This window comes from Streptomyces sp. NPDC020983, assembly GCF_044333485.1.
In the GTDB taxonomy this organism is placed as follows: domain Bacteria; phylum Actinomycetota; class Actinomycetes; order Streptomycetales; family Streptomycetaceae; genus Actinacidiphila.
Map to the genome: position 1 here is coordinate 84,821 of NZ_JBIRRA010000014.1, position 20,679 is coordinate 105,499.

The window sequence follows — 20,679 nt, forward strand, 5'->3', positions numbered from 1 at the left end:
CGGATGAGCGAGTCGACCACCCCTGAGCCGCGGTCCACCACCGAGCTGCCGGCAGCCGCCGGTGCACCGGCCGTTCCCCCGGCGCAGGGCCCGGCGGCCGGGCCCGCCACCCCGGAAGCAGCGGTGGCGGCCCTCGCGGCGACCGGACCCGGGGTGCCGTTCCTGATCGGGGTACGCCACCACGCACCCTCGCTGGCGGCCGCCCTCCCGGCGCTGCTGGACGCGGCGGCCCCCGACGTCCTCCTCGTCGAACTGCCCGCCGAATTCCAGCCCTGGCTGGACTGGCTCGCCCACGAGGAGACAGAGGCCCCGGTGGCGCTGGCCGCCGTGCCCGCGGACGGGCCCGGTGCGACAGGCGAACGGGAGCCGGCCTTCTACCCGTTCGCGGACTTCTCGCCCGAACTGGTCGCTCTGCGCTGGGCGGCGAGAAACGGGGTTCCGGCTGTGGCCTGCGATCTGCCACTGGCCGACCGGGCGTGGGCGGGGAGCGGTCCGGACGCCCCCGCCCCCGCCCCCGGCGCCGGCTCCGTACCCGTACCCGTACCCGGGGAAGGGCACGGGCTGTCCGCCGCGCTCCGGGCCCGCCTCACCGGCCGACCCGGCGACGACCTGTGGGACCGGCTGGTGGAGGCACTCGCGCCCGGTTCGACGCCCGAGGCGCTCCGCCGTGCCGCCCTGCTCACCGGCTGGGCGCTGCGCCGCGAGGCCGAGGCGGGGGGCGGGGTGCACGGGACGGACCTGGTGCGCGAGGCGTGTATGCGCGGACATCTCGCCGAGGCCCTGGCGGGCGGGCGGCGGCCCGCCGTGGTGGTGGGAGCCTTCCACACCCCGGCGCTGCTGCCGTCCGCCGCCGGCGGATCCGCGCCGGCCGCGTCCGAACCGGGGGCGTCCGAACCGTCGGCGTCCGATCCGTCGGCGTCCGATCCGTCGGCGGAGGGCCACGTGAACGACGCCGCCCCGGCAGCGGCGGTCACGGTCTCCCTCGTCCCGTACACATACCCGTTGCTCGACTCACGGTCCGGCTACCCGGCCGGCATCCGCGATCCGGAGTGGCAGCACACGGTCCTGGACGCCGCCGGGAGCCCGGCCGCGCTGCACGAGGCGCTGATCCGCACCGCGGTACGCATCTGCGTCGTCCTGCGCGAACAGGGCCACCCCTACGGCCCGGCGGACGCCCGGGAGGTCGTCAGGGTGGCGGGTGACCTGGCCCGCCTGCGCGGCCTGCCCGCCCCGGGCCGCGGTGAACTCCAGGAAGCCGTGCAGACGGTGCTGGGGCGCGGCGAGACCTACGGCACGGGCCGCGCGGTCGCCCGGGCCCTCGAACACGTACTCGTCGGAGTCCGCACCGGACGGCCCACGCGCGCCGCTCCGCGCAGCGGGCTGGGCCCCGCCGTCGAGACCGAGACCGCGGCACTCTCCCTCCCGGGCCCGGAGGACGCGCACGAGAAGACACCGCGCGACCTCCGGCTCGACCCTGCGCGCTCCCCCCTGGACCGGCGCCGCGAACTGCTGCTGCGCAGGCTGACGGTGTGCGGCATCGCCTACGCGCAGGAGCAGGAGGTGACCGGCGCGGCGGGCGCGGAAGGACTCACGACGCGCTGGCAGGTGCGGTGGACCCCGGCGACGGCCGCGACGCTCACCGCGGCAGGGGCCCGCGGCGTCACCCCGGCCCAGGCCGCCGAGGGCGTGCTGCGGCAGCGGCACGCGGCCGAGCGCGCGGACGGCGGCCCGACGGCCGCCCAGGTCATCCGCGGCCTCACGGAGGCCGCCGGGTGCGGGCTCCCCGCCCTGGCCGACGAACGGCTGACGGAACTGGCTGCCGTACTTCCCGCGAGCGGCACGCTTCCCGAACTCCTGGCCGGGCTCGACCTGCTGGACCGCGTCGACGCCGGCCACCTTCCGGGCCTGGCCGCGCCCGACGGCCCCGCGGCCCCGGAGGCCACCGCCTCCGCCCGCGCCGCCCGCACCGCGCGCGCGGCCGAACTCCTGACCTCGGCTGCGGTCCGCCAGGTCGACGGCCTGACCGGCTCCGAGGAGCCCGAGGACGCCCGGGCGCTGCTCGAACTGGCCCAGCGGGCCGATCGGGTGGGCGGCATCCGGCTCGCCGGCGCCCTCGCCCGGCTGGCCGCCGACGGCACCCCGCTGATTGCCGCGGCCGCCGGAGCGGTCAGGGTGCTCACGGGCCACGAAGAGGCCGGCGCCTTCGGGGTGCGCGTCGCCTCCTGGGTGGACGGAGCCGTGGACGGCGGCTCCCGGGCCGCGCTCACCGCCCGCCTCACCGGCGTCCTGACGGTGGCGGGCCCGCTCCTGACCGTCGGCGCCGGCGCCCTGGACCCGTTGCTGCACCGGGTCGTCGAGCTGGACGACACCGCCTTCCTGGCCCGGCTGCCGGCCCTTCGCGGTGGCTTCGACACCCTGAGCCCGGCTGCCCGGGACCGGTTGCTGGACACCGTCGAGGAACGGCTGGGCGAACGGGTGGGCACCCTCGACGCGGACGACCCGGCGGAACTGGCCCGCCGAACGGCCGCCGACCTCGCGGCCCGCGAGCTGCTGACCGGACTCGGCCTGCCCGTCCCGCCCCCCGCGCACGACGACGGATTCCCACCGCCGTCCGGCCACCCCGCCGGCACGCGTCCCGCCGGCACAGCCGCCACCGCACCCTCCACCGGGGCCGCCCCCGCACGGACCCTCGGGCCCGCCGACCGGTGGCGGCTCGTGCTCGGCCGGCGTCCCGGCCGGCTGCCCCCCGGTGCAGCCCGCCTGGCGACCGCTCTGGACGAGCTCTACGGCACGGGACGCGGCGAGGGTTCCCGCAGCGGCCTGCCCGGCCACGGTGGCGGCTCCGGAGCGCGCGGCGGCCGGGAACCGTCGTTCCCCGGCGTCCGCGAGTGGTCCGAGGAACTGGCCGCGCTGTTCGGCCCCGGCATCCGGGAGGAGGTCCTCGCCGCCGCGGCCGCGACAGGCCGGCAGGACGTCCTCGCCGAACTCGACCCGGCGGCCGCCACCCCCTCCGTGGAGCTGCTCAGGACGATCCTGCAGTACGCCGGCGGCCTGCCCGAAGCCCGCCTCGCGGCGCTCCGGCCCCTGGTCCGCCACCTGGTCGACGAGCTGACCCGGCAGCTGGCCACCCGGCTGCGCCCCGCCCTCACCGGCACGGTGTCGGCCCGGCCCACCCGCCGCCCCGGCGGTCGGCTGGACCTGGCGCGCACACTGCGTGCCAACCTGGCCACCGCCCGCCGGACGGCCGGCGGAAAGGTCCAGGTGGTCCCCGAGAAGCCGGTTTTCCGCAGTCGCGTGCGCCGGTCGGCCGACTGGCGCCTGATCCTGGTCACCGACGTCTCCGGATCCATGGAGGCATCCACCATCTGGTCGGCGCTGACCGCCTCCGTACTCGCCGGCGTACCGACCCTGAGCACTCACTTCCTGGCCTTCTCCACGGAGGTCGTCGACCTCACCGGCCATGTGCACGATCCCCTCTCCCTCCTGCTGGAGGTGAGCGTGGGCGGCGGCACGCACATCGCCGCCGGACTGCGGCACGCCCGCAGCCTGATCACGGTGCCCGCCCGCACCCTCGTCGTCGTCGTCAGCGACTTCGAGGAGGGCGCGCCGCTCGGCGGACTGCTGGCCGAGGTGCGGGCCCTGGTGAACACCGGCTGCCACCTCCTCGGGTGCGCGAGCCTCGACGACGCCGGCCGGCCCCGCTACTCGACGGGCGTCGCCGGCATGCTCGTGGCCGCCGGCATGCCCGTGGCGGCACTCAGCCCACTCGAACTGGCCCGCTGGATAGGGGAGAAGACCGCGTGACCGCCACCCAGTTGCCACCCGTCGCGCCGGAGGTCACCGCCACTCTGGTGGAGGGCCTCTCGCCCCGGCTGCGCAAGCGGCTGGACGCGACGGCCGCCAAGCTCGGCGCCCTCCCGACGCAGCGTGCCGGGGACACGGTGACGATCGCGCTCGACGACGAGACCGAGTTGCGCCTGCACGCCCCGGGCGGCGTGGTGGTGACGGCGGACGCCATCGCCTGCGGTTGCCTCCTCGCCCCGGCGTGCGTCCACCGCGCGGCCGCCGCCTGCGCCGCCCCCACGGCGGACCCGGCACCGGAGGTCGGCCGGGCCGCCCAGGAGATCCCCGAGCCCGCCCCCGCAACGGGCCCCGCACCCACCCCCGACTCCGCCTCCCCGCCCGAAGTGGCGAGCCCGGCCCAGCGGGCCGCGGCCGGCGCCCTGTGGGCGGCGGGCACCGCCGTGCTGGAGGCCGGTGTCGACGGGGCCGGCGCCGTCACCCAGTCGGCCCTCCTCCGTGCCGCCCACACCGCTCGGCTCCAGCACCTGCCGCGCGCCGCGGGCGCCGCGCTGTCCGTCGTCACACTGCTGCGCGCGGCCCGCGCCGGGGACCCGGCCTACCGCACCGCCGACCTGGTCACGGCCCTGACCGAGCTTCTGGACACCGCACGCCGGGTGGGGACGGCGTCCGGGGCCGAGCTGGCCGCCGTCAAGGGCCGCGCGCGCCGCCCGTACAGCCCGGACGGCTCGCTGCGCCTGTACGGCCTGTTCACCGAACCCGTGGTCACCGACTCGGGGCACGGCGGCGTCCGCACCTGGGTCGCCGGAACCGACGGCCGCCTCTGCACGGTCGACGACGTGGCGCCCGGAGGTGTCGGGCGCGCCCTGGGCGTGGCCGACCGGGCCGTACGCCTGGGGGACAGCGCGCTCACCCACCGGGAGCTGGGCCGGGCCGGCCTGGCGGTCTCGGGGGCGACGGTCTCCCCGGACGGCAGGCTGGGCGCCGGCAAGGGCGTCAAGGCCGTCACCGCCCGGGGCGCCGCGTGGACGGAGCAGCCGCTCGCCGCCCTGTGGGAGACGCCGCCGTCCGAACAGGCCGCCCGCGCCCTGCGATCCACCTCCCGCGACGCGGACCAGGACGGGGGCGGCAGCGACCTGCTCTTCCTCGACGTCGAACTCCTCGGCCCCGTACGGGAGTCGGGCGGCACCTGCCTGCTCGCGCTGGGGACGGGAGGCATTCCCGTCCGGCTCACCGCCGCCGGCGACGACCCCGCGCTGGCCCACCGCGACAACCTGATGCTGCTGGCCACGGCGCCGGGGACACGGCTGAGGATCATCGGCCGCCTGGTGCCCGCCCCGCACCCCCGGCTCACCCTCCTCGCCTGCTCGCACCCCACCGGCGAGGGCACGATCGACCTCGGCCTCGACCGCCTGCGCCGCGCCGACCTCCCGGGCGCGGCTGCCCCCGTGCACCCCGCCCCACCACAGCACGAGGAGTCCGGCGCCCACTCACCCCTGTACCTCCTGGAGCGCCGCGTCGAACAGACGGTCCTGGCGGGCCGCGCCGCCCTCGGCATGCTCGGCGACGTCACCGCCGAAACCGGCCGCATCCGCCGCGCGGGCCTCCCCACGGCAGCCGGGCTCCTCACCGCCCTGTGCACCTCGGCGGCCCAGCGCGAACGCGACCACTTCGGCCGCCTCCTCCCCGCCGACACCGATGGATTCGCCACCTACTGGCTCAGCGCCGCCCGTTACACGGCCGCCGTGACCGAAGCCCTGTGCGCGGCAGCCTGGGAACCGGCGTAGCCGGGGCCGGCCGCAGCGCCACCCGTCCCGGACCAGGAGCCGGAACGGGCCCGGGCGCGCGAGCCGCGTCTCCCCCGGCGGCGTCAGCACCCGCCGCCCAGGACGCCACGCGGCAGAACACCCCGGCGATCCCGACCGACCGGCCCGACCGGGTGCCACACCATGACCGCGTCCTGGACGTGGCGACCGCCGAGGACGGCGCCGTCTCCGAGATGGCGTTCGTGTCGAGGACGATCACCCGAAGTCCACCGATCGCGCGGAATCCCTGCGCCCAGGGATCGGCAACGCGTCGACGCCCCCGACCTCGCGAGCGGCCCGCAGGAGCGCGAGCCCGGCATGCGGCCGGGACGCGGCACGCGTGAGGATGTCCCGGACCTCGGCCTCCACGGAGAGCCCGTGCGGGCCGAGAGCGCAAAAAGGCCCCGCCGCCCACCCCGTGGGAAACGGGGGGGACGGCGGGGCCGGGGGCGGTCAGCTGATCGCGGCCGCCAGGTCGGGCAGCAGCTTCGCCGCGTTGGGAGTGCCGAGGCCCGTGACCGGGTCCCAGCCGGGACCGGCGGAGTAGCCGGGGACGGTCGGGTCGGTCTGGTTGTTGCCCACCGTCACGTCGTTGAAGTCCGCCGCGTACGTCGCGGGGTTGGCGCCGAGCCGGTACAGGGCGGCGTTGATCGGGCCGAGGCCGCCGCCGTGGATCTGGTCGGCGATCGCGACAAGGCCGGCCCACTCCGGGCAGGCGAGCGAGGTGCCGCCGATGTCGTACCAGCCGGTACTGCACGGGCTGGTACCGCACTTCAGGCCGCCCTGGCCGTCCGGCGGCAGGCTGAGGAACACCAGGGCGCCCGTGCCGGGAGCGGCCTGCAGGCCGATGTCGGGGACACCGCGCATCGTGCCGATGGCGGTGCTGCCGGCCGGGAGGGCGCCGCTCTGGAAGTCCGGCTTGGCGAAGACGTGGCTGTAGCCGCCGCCGGAGCCGACCCACGCGGTCTCCGCCTGGCCGGGCGTGGTGCGGCAGGCGGCCGCGGACGTGCTGTCGACGACGCGCGAGGTGGTGTTCTGGGGGGCGGTGCACAGGTTCGTGCCGCCCACGCCGGTCACCAGCGGATCGGAGGCCGGCCACTCGACGGTCGGGTACGGGAGGTCGCTGCCGCCCTTGCCGACCGGCGACTTCACGGAGTTGGCGGTGCCGCCGTCACCGGAGGAGCCGAGGACGGTGACGCCGTTCGCGGCCGCGTCCTGGAAGGCGTACCGCAGGGACTCCAGGGAGTTCGCGTTGTGGAAGGCCTCCTCGGACGAGGCGAAGGACTGGGAGATGACCGTGGCCAGGTGGTTCTTCACCACGTAGTCCTCGGCTGCCATCAGCTGCGGGAAGCCCTGCACGCCGAGGGTCTCGGCGGTCGGGGTGGTGACCAGCAGGATGTTCGCGCCGGGCGCCATGGCGTGGGCCGTCTCGACGTCGAGCGCCACCTCCAGGGCCCAGGCGCTCTTGTCCTCCTGCCCGGTGCCCTTGCTGGTGGGCGGCGGCGCCTTGGTGGCGGGGCTGCCCTGGACGTGCAGTTCGCTGAAGGTCGGCATGCCCGGCGCGCACGTCACGCCTTCCTCGCCGCACATGGGCGCCACACCGAACGCCTGGTCGAAGACGTGCAGGTCGTGGGCCATCGTGTCGCTGCCGTACGCGTCGATGATCGCGATCGTCTGGCCGCGGCCGTCGAGCCCCTGCGCGTGCAGCGGACCCACGTTGTACGACGCGCGGATCGCCTGGGGCGAGAAGCAACTGCGGTTGACCGATGCGCACTGAGCCTGGGTCGGCGGGGTGTCGCTGGTCGTGAGCTGGGTGAAGTCCGCCACGGCCGGCCTGACGTGTGGAAAGGCGGCCTGGGCCGTGGCCGGCACCGCGAGGGTGCCCGCCGCGGCAAGGGCGAATATCCCCGCCCCTGTGGTGAGCCAACGTTTGACGGTTTGTGCCATTCTTGTCGGTCCTTCCGGGGAACAGCCGGAATGCTTCGGAGAAGATCATGTGTCCGCGTTGGCGGGAGATGGGGGGATCGCGTGACACAACCGGTGGTGCGGACGGCCAGAGCGTAGTGTCGGCGTACCTCGCGGACAAGGGGTGGCACCACTCGGCGTGGTGGCAGTCCTCCCGGGGTAGGCGGGGAAACGGAGCGGGTCGTACCGGCGTCAGTGCCCACCGGTCGCGTCGCCGTCGTCCGGGAACACGAGGAGAGGTCCCTGCCCGACGGGCGGCAGCCCGCGCGGTGACGGCCGGCACGCTCGCCGAGGGACCGGTCCCGCGTGCACCATGGGCGCATGGCGGTGACGAGTGCGGTGATCGGCCGGTCGCCGGAAAAGGCCGGGACGGCCTCCAGCAGTTTGTGCGACCTGTTCGGCCTGGAGCGGTTGCGCCCGCGCCCGCGGCAGTCGCCGGGGCGGATGCGTGCCTCGGCCGACTGACCACACCAGCAGCGCCGTAGGGCGCCCACCGGGGTGCCGGGACGGGCATCATGGGCCGGCAACCACCCGCACGCCACAGGAGGGGGCCGGATGAACCCGGGGCTGACCGTGGAGGAGCACCAAGAGCTGGCCTCGGCGCTCTCCGGTGTTCGGGCAGAGCTGCAGAAGCGGAGTGCCCAGCTCGCCGCGGCCTACCCGGACGCGGGACCGGAGGCCGTGCCGGAGCATCTGCTGACGGAGGCCCTGAGGATCCTCGAGTCCGTGCGATACGAACTCGACGCCATCGTGGGCCGCGAGCATCCGGATGACGACACGCGTGAGGTCTACTACCCGGGAGACGGGCAGGGGGAGACCTGGCGCCCGATCAGGCGCCCGTAGTCCGCCGGACCGATCACGACCGGGTGGGGTCGCTCTCCACTCGCGGCTGTCCTCACCGGCCACGAGGGCTTCCGGCCCACCGCAGGAGTGGCCCGCGGTGGCACCTCGGCCTGGGTTGCCGTCGGGGTGGCGGCTGCGGGCGGGGACGGGCGCCCGGCGAAGCCCCGGGCCCTGCGCACCCTTGCCGGATGCCAGGGCCCGTGCTCCTCGGCGCCACGTCGGTCACTGAGGCGTCATCCGCGCGGCGACAGCTTCAGGATGATGTACTCGTAGGCCTGGCTGTTCGGCGCGGGGTTGATGTACGGGTCCGCCTCGGTGGGCCAGCCGGCGAAGTGGGTGTCGTTGTACTCGTACCAGGCAGCGCCGTAGAAGAGGGGGACGGCGGGCACGTCCTCGGACATGATCTTCTGCAGCGTGTTGAGCGCCGCCTGCTCGGCGGCCGGGTCGGCGGCCGTCTCGAAGGCCTTCACCGCGTCCGTCGACTTCTTCGGGTCGTACTTGCTGAAGTCGCCCGCCGCGACCTTGCCGGTCTCGGCGCCCATCCGCGGGTCCAGCACGTACTGCAGCCGCTGGTACGGGGTGTTGCCCTGGCCCCAGTGGATCGCGGCGTCGTACTTGCCGGTGGTGATGGCGGTGTTCCAGCTGTTGAAGTCGAACGCGCCGTTGGCGCTGACCTCGAAGCCCTGGGCGTTGAGGTCCTTGGCGATCGCCTGCGCCCCGCACCAGTAGTCGGTGAAGGAGTTCGGGTCGATGACCGTGAACTTGATCTTCTGGCCGTCCTTGGTCCACTTGCCGCCGGTCTTCGTCCATCCTGCCCCGCTCAGCAGCGAGTCGACCTTGGCGGAGTCGGCCGCCGGCTTCAGGTCGTTCTTGAGCGAGGGCTCCAGCGCCTTCTCGTCGGTGGGCAGCAGCAGACCGCCGGAGGAGGTCGCGGGCAGCGCGTAGTCGGTCTCGCACTGGCTGGCGTACGACTGGCGGTTCATGGCCGCGCTGATCGCCTGGCGGACCGCCGGGTCGGCCAGCGCCGGAGCGGTGCTGCTCTTGGTGTTGAGGAAGAGCGCGGCGGTGTTGGCCGCCGGGAAGTACGGCGCGCCGTTCTGGAACAGGTGGTGGTGCTGGGGGTCCTTGGCGACGAAGGTGCCCTGGACGTTGCTGATGTTGTTGCCGGTGAGGTCGATCTGGCCGGAGCTCAGCGCCAGGGTCGCCGCGTCGTTGGTCGCGTACGCCGGGAAGGAGATCCGCTTGACCTTCGGCGTCTCACGGAACTTCGGGTTCACCTTGAAGGTGATGTTCTGGGCGGTGAACTTGTCCAGCAGGTAGGGGCCGGTGCCGACGAGCTGGTCGGCCTTGATCACCGCGGTGGCGGGCTCCTTGACGCCCTCCCAGATGTGCTTGGGCACGATGAGCTGGTTGGCGATGCCGACGAAGTTGGCCTTCTGCGGGCCGTCGAACTTCATCACCACAGTGGTGGCGTCCGGCGTCTCGATCGAGGTGGGCAGCGGCGCGCCCCCGCTGTTGGCCGCCGGGTTCGCCTTCAGCATCTCGAAGGTGAACTTGACGTCGTCCGAGGTGAAGGGCTTGCCGTCGCTGAAGACGATCCCCGGCTGGAGGGTCAGCTTCAGCGACGTGTTGCCGTTCGACCACTCGTAGCCCTTGGCCAGCCACGGAATCGGCGGCTGTTCGGGCCTGAGGCTGTTGATCTGGAACAGCGGCTCCCACACCAGCGAGCGGGCGTTCTCGACGCTGACGAAGGAGTTGCTGTCGAACGGGTTGTAGTTCTCCGTGAAGGACGGGACCGGGTTGGACTCCACCACCAGGGTGGCGTCCTTGGAGCCCTTGCCGGAGTCCTTCGCATTCGAGTGGGAGGAGTCGGTGCAGGCGGTCATGCCGAGGCCGATCGTCGCTGCCAGGGCGACGAATCTCAGAGCGGTGGTACGGCTCATCGTGACGTGATCCTTCTCTGTCGACGCAGACGCAAATGCGGACGCCGATGTCCGGGGGACACGCGTCCGTCGGATGTGGACGGGACGGGTGGGCGCCGTACGCGGGTGTACGGGGTCGGTGGGTGCCACGAGCGCGGCCGCCGTCATTCGGCGGCGGCACCCTCGGCGGGCCGCGGTCCGGGCCGGTGGTCCGGGCTCAGCAGCCAGCAGGAGGCGACCTGGTCGGGTCCGGCCGGAAGCGCCGGCGGTGCGGTCTGCGAGCAGACCGGCATGGCGAGCGGACAGCGCGGATGGAACCGGCAGCCGCTCGGCGGGTCGATCAGGCTCGGGGGGGCGCCCCTGCCGCGCAGGACGACCGGACGGTCCCGGTCCGGGTCGGGCGCCGCGCTGAGCAGCAGTTGGGTGTACGGGTGCGCGGGCGCGTCGGTGATCTGGACCGCCGGCCCGGACTCCACGACCTCCCCCGCGTACATCACCACCACGGTGTCCGCCAGGTAGCGGGCCGAGGCGATGTCGTGGGTGACGTAGAGGATCGCCAGCCGCTCCCGCTCCCGCAGTTCGTCGAGCAGGTTGAGTACGCCCAGGCGGATCGAGACGTCCAGCATGGAAACCGGTTCGTCGGCCAGCAGCACCCGCGGGCGCACCGCAAGGCCGCGTGCGACGGCCACACGCTGTCGCTGCCCGCCGGACAGCTCGTGCGGGAACTTGTCGATGTAGCGGTCGGCCGGGCTGAGGCTGACCTTCTCCAGCAGCTCCTTCGCCAGGGCGTCGAGTTCGGCCTTGGCCGGCTTGCGGTGCAGCTTCAGCGGCCGCTCCAGGTGGTAGCGAATCCGGTGCACGGCGTTGAGCGAGGAGAACGGGTCCTGCAGCACCAGATGGACCTGGCTGGTATACGCGCGGCGTGCCCTGGCGGAGCGGCCGACGGGCTCGCCGTCGAGCAGCAGCTCGCCGGAGGTGGGGGTGATCAACTGGGTGAGCAGCCGCGACAGCGTGGACTTGCCCGAGCCCGACTCGCCGACCACCGCCGTCACGGTGGCCTCGGGCAGCACCAGCGAGATGTCCTCCACGGCGTGCACCACCCGGTTGCGGCGCAGGCCCTCGTGCACAGGGAAGTGCTTGGTCAGGTTGCGGGCCTCCAGCGCGGGCACGCCGGGGCGCTTGGGCCCGTGCACCACGCGCGGGATGGTGGCGGCGGCCGTGCCGGCGGGGGCTTGCGGGGCGGTCACAGGGCACTCCCAGTGGATCGGGCCAGCGGTGCCGGCAGGTCGTTGCCGTCCGCGTGCAGCCAGCAGGCGGCAAGCCGCCCCGCGGAGTCGCCGGCCAGGGCCGCCGTGGGCGGGAACTCCTCGCGGCACCGGTCGAGCGCGTACGGGCAACGCGGGTGGAAGGAGCAGCCGGTGGGCAGTGCGGTCAGCGACGGCGGCGCCCCGGGGATGCCCTCCATCCGCACCCGCTCGCCGTGCAGCGCGGGAAAGGAGTTGAGCAGCCCGAGCGTGTACGGGTGCCGGGGGCCGCGGAACAGCTCGCGGGCAGGTCCGTGCTCGAGGATGCGCCCGGCGTACATGATCGCGATGGTGTCGGCCAGTTCGATCAGCAGCGACAGGTCGTGGGTGATGAAGACGACGGCGAAGCCCAGGCGGTCCTTGAGCAGCATCAGCTCGTTGAGGATCTCCCGCTGGGTGACGACGTCGAGCGCCGTCGTCGGCTCGTCCATGATCACGACCTCGGGGTCGAGGACCAGCGCCATCGCGATCATGACCCGCTGCCGCATACCGCCGGACAGCTCGTGCGGATAGCTGCGCAGGCGGTCCTCGCTGATGCCGACGAGGTCCAGCAGCTCGATCGCCCGCTGCCTGCGCTGCTCGGCGGTCATCTCGCGCCGGTGCGCCCTGAGCGCGTCGGTGAGCTGCGCGTCGATCCTCGCCACCGGGTTCAGGGCGTGCATCGCGCTCTGGAAGACCACGGAGATCTGGCTCCAGCGCACCCTTCGCAGTTCGGCGGGGCCGGCCGCCAGCAGGTCCAGGGAGACGTCCCTGCCGGTGAAGCGGACGTCGCCACCGGTGATGACGCCCGGCGCGCGCAGGAGCCTGGTGATCGCGTAGGCGAGGGTGGACTTGCCCGAGCCGGACTCGCCGGCCAGCCCGAGGACCTCACCCCTTCGCAGCACCATGGAGGCGTCGGTGACGGCGCGGACGCCGTCTGCCCCCAGTCCGTAGTCGACGCACAGGTCGCGGACTTCGAGAATCGGATCGCCGGTCACGGCTGAGCCTCCATCCGGTGCGGTGCCGGCCCCGCGCCGGGCTCGGACTTGGTCGTGGTCTCGGACGCGGAGCCCTCGGGGCCGGCCTGGCCGCCGTCTGCGGCGGGCACCTGCCCGGCGGAACGCAGCACCGGGGTCAGGCCCAGCGTGAAGCGGACCCTGTCGCGGCGGCCGGTGCGGGCGGACGCCAGCCGCGGGTTGGTGACCTCGTCGATGCCGAAGTTGATCAGCGCCAGCGCGATGCCGACCAGGGCGACTGCCAGCGCCGGCGGGAGGTACCACCACCAGTAGCCGTTGATCGCCGCCCCGGACCCCTGGGCCTCGTTGAGTACGGTGCCCCAGGTGACCGACGCCGGGCTGATCACGCCGAGCCAGGCCAGTGCGGTGTACGTGCCGATGCCGTAGATCACGGTGAAGATGAAGGCGGAGGCGAGGATCGGCAGCAGGTTGGGGACGACCTCGAAGAGGATGATCCGCCAGGTGCGCTCGCCGATCACCCTGGCCGATTCGACGTAGTCCTGGCTGCGCATGGCCATGGTCTGCGCACGCAGCACCCGCGCACCCCAGGCCCATGCGGTGAGCGCGATCACCGAGCCGATCAGCAGCGGGTTCGAGGTGTCCTCCGGCGGCAGCGGCTTCATGATGACCATGAGGATCAGCAGGCCGGGCAGCGCCAGGAAGATGTTGGTCAGCGCGGACAGCACCTCGTCGGCGACGCCGCCGAGGAAGCCCGCCGTCACGCCGACCAGCACGGACAGCACGTTGGCCAGCGCGCCCGCCAGGAAGGAGATCAGCAGGGTGTCGCGGCCGCCGGCCAACAGGCGTGAGAACAGGTCGTGCTGCTGCTGGTCGGTGCCCAACCAGTGCGCACCGGACGGCCCCAGCGGCAGGCCGCTGCTGCGGTTGGCCTGCCAGTCGGGCGAGTGCGGCGCGATCAGCGGGCCGAGGAGGGCCACCAGCACCAGCACGAGCAGCAGCAGCAGGCCGATGGCCACCTTGCGGGAGCGGAGCATACTGGGCATCGCTCAGGCCTCCTTGCGGGAGCGGGGGTCGAGGGCGACGTAGGCGATGTCCGCGATCAGGTTCACGGCCAGCACGGTGAGGACGACGACGAGCAGGATTCCCTGCAGCAGCGGGAAATCGCCGGTGAGGATGGCCTGGTAGATCTGCCAGCCGACGCCCGGATAGGTGAAGACGATCTCGGTCACCAGCGAACCGGTGACCACCAGGCTGATCGACAGCCCGAAGTTGGCGATGGTCGGCAGGAGTGCGTTGCGGGCTGCGACGGCGGCCACCCGCCACTGCGGCAGGCCCTTGGCAGCGGCGACCAGGACGTAGTCCTCGTCCATCGTGGTGATCATCAGGTTGCGCATGCCGACCACCCAGCCGGCCAGCGAGGCGAGCACCACCGTCAGCACCGGCAGGGCGGCGTGCTCCACCACGCTGGTGACGAACGGTCCGTTCCAGCCGGGCGTCAGGTCGGAGTCCCGGCCGATGTCGTAGCCGTTCTGGTAAGGGAAGAGGCCGCCGAAGAAGCCCAGTGTCATCATCACCAGGAACGCCAGGATGAAGTAGGGCACCGACTGGAAGAAGGTCGTGGCCGGCAGCAGGCTGTCCAGCAGCCCGTTGCGCTTCCAGCCGATGACGATCCCGCCCACCGTGCCGATCAGGAAGGCCAGCACGGTCGCGGTGCCCACCAGGCCGAGCGTCCACGGGAGGGTGTTGCCCAGGATCGTCGACACCGGCGCGGACTGCGAGGTGGAGACGCCCAGGTCGCCGCGGAGCAGATGGCTCAGGTAGGTGAGGAACTGCGACGGCATGCTCTGGTCGCCCGCGCCGTACTGCGCCTCCAGCGCCTTCATCGCGTCCGGGTCGAGGTTGGCCGAGCGCAGCTTGGACAGCACGTTCTGGAGCGCGCTGCCGGGCAGCAGCCTGGCCAGGAAGAAGTTGACGGTCACCGCCGCGAAGCCGGCCAGCGCGTAGAAGCCGAGGCGGCGGACTATCGTTCGCATGGGGGCTTCTCTCCTTCAGCGCGTTCTGCTGGTCGGCACGGTCCGGCAGGGCGGTCCTGCGGGCGGTGCGGAGATGTCGGCTCTGGTCATCGGTGGGGGGCCTCAATGTTTCGGGCGCCGGGCTGCGGACTGACACGCTGTGGTCAGCCAGGGGCCGGGCGGTGTGGGAGCGCCTGCCGGCAGTGGGCCCGGCAGGCGCTGGGGTCGAGAGGGCTCGGCGCGGCGGCGAGGGCTATCCCACCGCCGCCGGGCGGCGCACGGTCACGGGAGCCGGGAGATACCGTTGCGGCGGATGGCCCGTGCGTACCAGTGCGCGCTCGCCTTCGGAGTGCGGCACTGCGACGGGAAGTCCACGTAGACCAGGCCGAAGCGCTTGGCGTAGCCGTAGGCCCACTCGAAGTTGTCCAGCAGCGACCAGGCGAAGTAGCCGGAGACCGGGACACCGGCCTCGATCGCCTGGTGCACCGCGCCCAGGTGCTGGTGGAGGTAGGCAATCCGGTCGGTGTCGTTGACCTCCCCCTCGGGCGGGCGGTAGTCCTCGCAGGCCATACCGTTCTCGGTGATCACGACGGGCAGGTCCGGGTGGTCCTGGTGCACCCGGTCGATCAGGTCGCGCAGGCCGGTGGCGTCGATGCTCCACTGCATCGCGGTCAGCTCGCCGGGCGGCTGGTGGAAGGCCACGTCCTCGGCGCCGGGCCACGGCGAGTGGTCGCCCCCGCCGTGCGCGTCCTCGCGGACGCCGCCACCCGCGGAGACCACCGCCGGGGTGTAGTAGTTGATGCCGAGCTGGTCGATCGGGGCGGCAGCGGCCTCCAGGTCACCGGGGCGCACGAGGTCGTCCCAGTCCACCAGGTGCGCGGTGTCCTGGAGCAGGTCCGGGTCGTACGCGCCGCGCAGCATCGGGCCGAGGAAGATCCGGTTGCCGACCGCGTCGATCCGGCGGGCGGCCTCCAGGTCCTCCGGCTCGCCGGTGAGCGCCCGGACCTGGTGCAGGTTGAGCGCCACCGACAGCCGGGCGGTGCGCGGGAGTACGTCGCGCAGCGCGGCCGTACCGAGTCCGTGCGCCAGGTTGAGATGGTGCGCCGCCCGCAGCGAGTCGCCCGCGTCCGTGCGGCCGGGGGCGTGCACACCGGAGGCATAGCCGAGGAAGGCCGAGCACCAGGGCTCGTTCAGCGTGGTCCAGTGGGACACCCGGTCGCCCAGGGCCCGGGCCGTCAGCAGGGCGTAGTCGGCGAAGCGCTGAGCTGTGTCGCGGCGCGGCCAGCCACCGGTGTCCTCGAGGTCCTGCGGCAGGTCCCAGTGGTAGAGGGTGGCCAGCGGGGTGATCCCGGCCTCCAGCAACTCGTCCACCAGACGCCGGTAGAAGTCCAGGCCTCGCTCGACCGCCGGACCCCGCCCGGTCGGCTGGACCCGGGGCCAGGCGATCGAGAAACGGTAGGCGTTCAGGCCCATGTCCTTCATCAGCGCGACGTCCTCGCGCCAGCGGTGGTAGTGGTCGGCGGCCACTGCACCGGTGTCGCCCCGGTGGACCTTGCCGGGCGTCGCGCAGAATGTGTCCCAGATGGAGGCGCTGCGCCCGTCCTCGTTCGCCCCGCCCTCGATCTGGTAGGCGGAGGTGGCGCTGCCCCAGAGGAAGCCCTCGGGGAAGCGGCGGAAGTCCTCGGCGGCCGCCGCATCGGCGACGGGCGCCGAAGGATCGGCCTGTCGGGCCTGGACAAAGGTCATGTGGGAGCGCTTCCATGATGACGCACGTCGCAGAGTCGCGAAGTGTCGCTCGGACGGGTGAGTGAACTGCCTTCAAGGGCACGACGAGGGTCTGGGGACCCTGGAACTGGGAGCGCTTCCAGCGCCGCGTCGGAAGTTTCCGGCGCGCAACGCCCAGGTGTCAAGGGTGGTGACTGGAATAATCCGGGAGCGCTTCCAGTCCCCTGCGGCAGCGCCTTGCGACGTGCGGAAGGTGGCGGCCCGAAGGGCCGCTTCGGGGCATGACCAAGCCCCCGAAGCGGCCCTCACCCCGGCCGCGCTCCAGGTGGTGTCCGACGAATCCCGTCTGCCTAGCGGGGAGCCGGGGAGGGCGCGGGAGCGGACTGCCGCACCACCAGCCGAGTCGGCAGGATCAGCGGGCTCGGGTCGTTCCCGTCGATGGCACCGACCAGCATCCGCGCCATCTCGCGCCCCAGCGCCCTGACCGGCTGGTGGACGGTCGTCAGCGGCGGATCGGTGTGCCGGGCACTGGCCAGGTCGTTGAACCCGATCACCGCCACGTCCTCCGGCACCCGCCGCCCCCGGCGGCGCAGCGTCCGCAGGGCTCCGATCGCCATCCCGTCAGAGGCGGCGAACACCGCGTCCAACTGCGGGTGTGCATCCAGGAGTTGCTCCATGGCCTCGACACCCCCCTCCTCCTGGAAGTCACCGGAGGCGACGTCCAGGAGCGGGATGCCGGCCAGCATCAACCCCTCGCTGAAGCCCTGCTCGCGGGCGACCGAGACGTGGGTGTCCACCTGGCCGGTGATCATCACGGGCATGGTCCTGCCGGTGCGCGCGAAATGCTCGGCAGCCAGCCTGGCCCCACCCCTGTTGTCGGCGTCCACGTACCGGCGCGGCTCACCGGTCAGCGGCAGACCGCCGAAGACCACGGGGATGCCGGACTCCTCGCCCAGGCGGCCCAGCGGGTCGTCCCCGCGCAGCGCCATCATCATGATGCCGTCCGCCCGTCGGGAGCGGACCATCCTCTCGAGGCGGTCGCGACCGCGGCGGGTGTTCGCCAGCACCAGGAGCAACTCCAGGTCGGTCTGCTCCAGGGCGGCGCTCACGCCCAGGACGACCTCGGCGAAGAAGGGGTCGGCGAACAGCCCGTCCTCGTCGCTGGAAGCCGCCAGCACCACGGCGCCGACCTTACGGGTCGCCAGCGCCCGAGCGGTCGGGTTGGGCACGTAGCCCAGCTCCCGCACAGCCCGCTCGACCGCCTCGCGCTTGACCCGACTCACGTGCGGAACGTTGTTGATCACACGAGAAGCAGCCGTGCGCGACACCCCCGCTCGTTCGGCTACCTCGTCGAGGGTCGGCATGCGCCTGGGCGACGGCTCCATCGAACACTTGCTCCTCGGCTTCACATAGCGGGGACACGGGCAATGATCCCACGCGCCCTGCCGCCCCAGGCGTGGCTCCTGGGGCGGATCGGAGCGGGAGAGGCGGCCCGTGTCGAAGGCGCTCCGGTAGCGCTTCCGGTGACTGCTTCACGTGTACCTGGAAGGCCGCCTCACCGGGAAGGGGCCCGGCCGGGACGGGCGAAGGTCAGGGCCGGATCGGCGTTGCGCACCAGCGTCAGGGCTTGCTCGGGCCACCAGGCGCCGGCGGGCGGGTCGACGATTCCGTACTCCGGATCGATCGTGCCTCCAGGGATGCTGCGGTTGCACTGCCCGTCGGACTGGCCGACGGTCTTCACCCACAGGTAGGCGTCCGCGAGGGGGGTGCCGGTATCGGCGGTGGGGCGGTTGCCTATGCCGCGTCCCGGCGCGTTGCACCAGGTCTGCGGGTCACCGGTGTACCTGCCCGCCGGGGGTGTCCAGGCGCCCTGGCCATTGCGGCTGGTGTCGACGACGAAGTGGGTGAGTTCGTCGGCGGGCGGTGTGCCGACGTTCTGCTGGAACCACTGGTCGGTCCAGTGCCACGTACTGGGGTCGTCGGCGTCGACGGAGTTCCCCGGCCGGCCGTCGTTGGGGGCGGCTGGGGAGTAGTACTGGCCGGCACACCAGTCCGCGTGCCCGCGCGCCCAGTCCGGCCCCTTGCCGGCGAACCACAGGCAGTTCGAGACCCAGGTGCCGTAGTGGTTCAACAGGTCGGTGGAGAAGTAGTTGGACACGTTGAGGGAGAAGCCCTGGGCGCGCTCGACCCCTGCCTGCAGCAGCCGCTGCGCGATGGCGCCCACACTCTGCCAGTGGCTGTTGCCCGCGTCCAGGTAGACGGTCGTGTTCGGCTGCTTCTCCAGGGCGTCGACCGCGTAGTTGAGATCCGCGAGGCGTCCCGCCGTGAGCGTCCCCGTGGGGTCGCTGTCAGCGGAGCAGTCCGAGGGAAGGTTGGCCAGGGCGTCGGGTTCGAGGATGATGAGCCCCCTGCTCTGGCCGATGCCGCGGGCCAGCCCCGCAATCCACGCCTGGTAGTCCGCGTCGGACTGTGCGCCCCCGGCCGAGTATTGGGAGCAGTCCCGCAAGGGGATGTTGTAGGCGACCAGGACGGGGACGGTCCCCGTGCGATCCGCTCTGCGGACCAGGGACCGCGTCCGGTCCTCCACCTGTGCAGGTGTGCCGTCGGTGAACCACTGGGCTTCGGGCCAGCTGGCGAGTTCCGCCATGGCGGCGGCGTCGGCGAGGTTGTGGTGCTTCAGGTCGGCGGCGGCCTGCTGGGCGGCGTCGCTGTTCGGGTCGACGTAGAACCGGGTGTCGGCCGGCAACGTGTGGCCGGCGGTCTCCTGGGCGTGAGCCGGCGCCGCGGCGGCAAGAGCCGCCAGGAGAGCAGTGACGCCCAGGGACGTCAACGAGCGTGGGAGGTGGCGTCGCATGCAGTCTCCTCTTTCCTTCTCGGATCGGGGGTTCCGGGCCGGGCTCGGACGGCCTCGGCCCGGAACGGGGGCCACGGTCAGTAGCCGTAGATCATCTTGTAGGCGACCTCGGGCAGGAACTGTCCGGCGGTCGATCCGGCGCCCGTGCCGCAGTTGCCGTCGGACTCGCCGGGAGTCTTGACCCACAGCAGCATCTCGGCGCCACCGCCCAACTGCGTACGAGTCCCGATCTTCCGGCCCGCCGGGTTGCACCACGTGCCGTTGGAGCCGTTGCCGTTGCGGCTGGTGTCGACGACGTACGGCTTGGTGAACCCCTTCGTCGACTGCAGGGCGGCGTTGACGGCGTTGCCGTACGCGGTGTTCTGCGCGGTGGTGTAGAAGTTGGACACGTTCAGGGAGAACCCGTGAGCCCCGCTCACCCCGGCCGCGGCCAGGTGCTGCGCCATGGTCGAGGCGCTGATCCAGCCCGGGTTGCCCGCGTCCAGGTAGACCCAGGTGTTCGGGGCCTTGGTGTTGAACTGCGCGATGGCGTTGCGCAGCAGCGAATCACGCTCCGAAACCTGAGCCGCGGTCATGCAGCTCTCGTCCCCCAGCGAGTCCGGTTCGAGGACGACCACCGCCGGCCGGTTGCCGATGCCGCTCGCGAACGCTGCGATCCAGGTGTTGTAGGCGGCATCCGAACCCGCCCCTCCACCGGACTGGCCCGCGCAGATGTCCCGGTTGGGGATGTTGTAGGCCACCAGAATCGGCAGCTTGCCGACGGCGGCCGCCGCACCGACGAAGGACCCGGTGGCCGTGCCGATGGTGCCGCTCCAGTTGCCGAACCAGCGTGCCATCGGCACGCCGGCGATCGACGCCCCGATCGCGGCGGCCCGGCCGTCGCCGGGATTGGCGCTGACCCACTGCCGCGCACTGGAGTTGGGGTCGACGTAGAAACCGCTGGTCATGGTGGTGGGATCGGCCGCAGAGGCGGTCCCGGGACAGAAGGATGCCAAGAGGCCGGTCAGTGCTGCCACCAGAAGCAGCGACAGCCTGCGGTGCGGACGGCGCATGGGGATTCCTCACTCTGTGGGGGGACGAGAGAGACTGGAAGCGCTTCCAGGTGCCAGATGATTGGTGATCCAAGAACCTCGTGTCAAGGACCACGACACTGCGCATGGTTGATGTGCGGCGGCAAAACTGGAAGCGCTACCAGTCACTGCGGTGTCCGGGGAAGCTACGCGCCAGGGCCGACAAGGCCTGGAGCCCGGGCCCCACCGCTGTCCCGCCGGTCCGTGCGACCCGGCACGCCCGCGGGCGCTGGGCCCAGGGTTGATGCAAAGCCCTGGGACCGGGGTCAGGTCACGTCCGTTGAGGTGGTCGGTCGACGGCCACTCAGCACGAGCGGCCCAGCACGGCCATGCGATCACTACCCGCCGGAGCCGCACCCCGGTCCGGACGTCGCCGGGGCAGGACCGTCAACGCCTCCCACCGACACCGCCCGCCCACGACG

14 protein-coding genes are annotated in these 20,679 nt (G+C 72.9%); 4 read left to right on the forward strand and 10 right to left on the reverse strand.

Annotation, left to right across the window (positions count from 1 at the left end; genetic code table 11):
- Nucleotides 1-3: 3 nt before the first annotated feature.
- Nucleotides 4-3,804 carry a DUF5682 family protein gene (locus ACH4SE_RS27945; protein WP_398546260.1) on the forward strand — a complete coding sequence of 1,267 codons (3,801 nt, stop codon included), beginning with the start codon at nucleotides 4-6 and terminating at the stop codon, nucleotides 3,802-3,804.
- Complete coding sequence (locus ACH4SE_RS27950; protein ID WP_398546261.1) at nucleotides 3,801-5,588, forward strand: hypothetical protein; 1,788 nt, start codon at nucleotides 3,801-3,803, stop codon at nucleotides 5,586-5,588. Before ACH4SE_RS27945 ends, ACH4SE_RS27950 begins: the two co-directional genes overlap by 4 nt.
- A gap of 471 nt (nucleotides 5,589-6,059) precedes the next feature.
- Here ACH4SE_RS27950 and ACH4SE_RS27955 read toward each other — a convergent pair whose 3' ends face one another.
- Entirely contained in the window at nucleotides 6,060-7,553 is a 1,494-nt protein-coding gene (locus ACH4SE_RS27955; RefSeq protein WP_398546262.1) for a hypothetical protein, read from the reverse strand.
- Between the two features lie 339 nt (nucleotides 7,554-7,892).
- On the opposite strand from ACH4SE_RS27955, the gene ACH4SE_RS27960 reads away from it, so the two are divergent.
- Nucleotides 7,893-8,036 (forward strand): hypothetical protein, encoded by a 144-nt coding sequence (locus ACH4SE_RS27960; protein ID WP_398546263.1) that lies wholly within the window; start codon nucleotides 7,893-7,895, stop codon nucleotides 8,034-8,036.
- A 108-nt stretch (nucleotides 8,037-8,144) separates the two neighbouring features.
- Nucleotides 8,145-8,414, forward strand: a complete 270-nt coding sequence (locus ACH4SE_RS27965) for a hypothetical protein (RefSeq protein WP_398546264.1) — start codon at nucleotides 8,145-8,147, stop codon at nucleotides 8,412-8,414.
- 233 nt (nucleotides 8,415-8,647) lie between these two features.
- Here the strand turns inward: ACH4SE_RS27965 and ACH4SE_RS27970 are convergent, their stop codons facing one another.
- The 9 genes from ACH4SE_RS27970 to ACH4SE_RS28010 form a co-directional block, all read right to left on the reverse strand.
- Nucleotides 8,648-10,357, reverse strand: a complete 1,710-nt coding sequence (locus ACH4SE_RS27970; protein ID WP_398546265.1) for an ABC transporter substrate-binding protein — start codon at nucleotides 10,355-10,357, stop codon at nucleotides 8,648-8,650.
- Nucleotides 10,358-10,500: 143 nt separating this feature from the next.
- A complete protein-coding gene (locus ACH4SE_RS27975) occupies nucleotides 10,501-11,583 on the reverse strand; it encodes an ABC transporter ATP-binding protein (RefSeq protein ID WP_398546266.1) in 1,083 nt (360 codons plus the stop codon).
- Nucleotides 11,580-12,617 carry an ABC transporter ATP-binding protein gene (locus ACH4SE_RS27980; RefSeq protein WP_398546267.1) on the reverse strand — a complete coding sequence of 346 codons (1,038 nt, stop codon included), beginning with the start codon at nucleotides 12,615-12,617 and terminating at the stop codon, nucleotides 11,580-11,582. The genes ACH4SE_RS27975 and ACH4SE_RS27980 overlap by 4 nt, the downstream gene beginning before the upstream one ends.
- The gene (locus ACH4SE_RS27985; protein WP_398546268.1) at nucleotides 12,614-13,639 is read right to left on the reverse strand and encodes an ABC transporter permease; all 1,026 of its coding nucleotides are present in this window, start codon (nucleotides 13,637-13,639) and stop codon (nucleotides 12,614-12,616) included. Before ACH4SE_RS27985 ends, ACH4SE_RS27980 begins: the two co-directional genes overlap by 4 nt.
- A 3-nt stretch (nucleotides 13,640-13,642) precedes the next feature.
- A complete protein-coding gene (locus ACH4SE_RS27990; RefSeq protein WP_031519384.1) occupies nucleotides 13,643-14,629 on the reverse strand; it encodes an ABC transporter permease in 987 nt (328 codons plus the stop codon).
- Nucleotides 14,630-14,890: 261 nt separating this feature from the next.
- On the reverse strand, nucleotides 14,891-16,354 hold the full coding sequence (locus ACH4SE_RS27995) for a GH1 family beta-glucosidase (RefSeq protein ID WP_398546269.1): 1,464 nt from the start codon (nucleotides 16,352-16,354) through the stop codon (nucleotides 14,891-14,893).
- A gap of 329 nt (nucleotides 16,355-16,683) precedes the next feature.
- Nucleotides 16,684-17,718: a LacI family DNA-binding transcriptional regulator gene (locus ACH4SE_RS28000; RefSeq protein ID WP_398546270.1), complete on the reverse strand. Its 1,035-nt coding sequence runs from the start codon at nucleotides 17,716-17,718 to the stop codon at nucleotides 16,684-16,686.
- Between the two features lie 170 nt (nucleotides 17,719-17,888).
- Complete coding sequence (locus ACH4SE_RS28005; protein WP_398546271.1) at nucleotides 17,889-19,187, reverse strand: glycoside hydrolase family 6 protein; 1,299 nt, start codon at nucleotides 19,185-19,187, stop codon at nucleotides 17,889-17,891.
- A gap of 77 nt (nucleotides 19,188-19,264) precedes the next feature.
- Nucleotides 19,265-20,239 carry a glycoside hydrolase family 6 protein gene (locus ACH4SE_RS28010; RefSeq protein WP_398546272.1) on the reverse strand — a complete coding sequence of 325 codons (975 nt, stop codon included), beginning with the start codon at nucleotides 20,237-20,239 and terminating at the stop codon, nucleotides 19,265-19,267.
- Nucleotides 20,240-20,679 lie beyond the last annotated feature (440 nt).

Bases quoted from the DNA above. Each gene is read 5' to 3' on its own strand.
- ACH4SE_RS28000 (WP_398546270.1), bottom strand. From the start codon at position 17,718: ATGGAGCCGTCGCCCAGGCGCATGCCGACCCTCGACGAGGTAGCCGAA.
- ACH4SE_RS27985 (WP_398546268.1), bottom strand. From the start codon at position 13,639: ATGCCCAGTATGCTCCGCTCCCGCAAGGTGGCCATCGGCCTGCTGCTG.
- ACH4SE_RS27945 (WP_398546260.1), top strand. From the start codon at position 4: ATGAGCGAGTCGACCACCCCTGAGCCGCGGTCCACCACCGAGCTGCCG.
- ACH4SE_RS27960 (WP_398546263.1), top strand. From the start codon at position 7,893: ATGGCGGTGACGAGTGCGGTGATCGGCCGGTCGCCGGAAAAGGCCGGG.
- ACH4SE_RS27990 (WP_031519384.1), bottom strand. From the start codon at position 14,629: ATGCGAACGATAGTCCGCCGCCTCGGCTTCTACGCGCTGGCCGGCTTC.
- ACH4SE_RS27970 (WP_398546265.1), bottom strand. From the start codon at position 10,357: ATGAGCCGTACCACCGCTCTGAGATTCGTCGCCCTGGCAGCGACGATC.
- ACH4SE_RS27955 (WP_398546262.1), bottom strand. From the start codon at position 7,553: ATGGCACAAACCGTCAAACGTTGGCTCACCACAGGGGCGGGGATATTC.
- ACH4SE_RS28005 (WP_398546271.1), bottom strand. From the start codon at position 19,187: ATGCGACGCCACCTCCCACGCTCGTTGACGTCCCTGGGCGTCACTGCT.
- ACH4SE_RS28010 (WP_398546272.1), bottom strand. From the start codon at position 20,239: ATGCGCCGTCCGCACCGCAGGCTGTCGCTGCTTCTGGTGGCAGCACTG.
- ACH4SE_RS27995 (WP_398546269.1), bottom strand. From the start codon at position 16,354: ATGACCTTTGTCCAGGCCCGACAGGCCGATCCTTCGGCGCCCGTCGCC.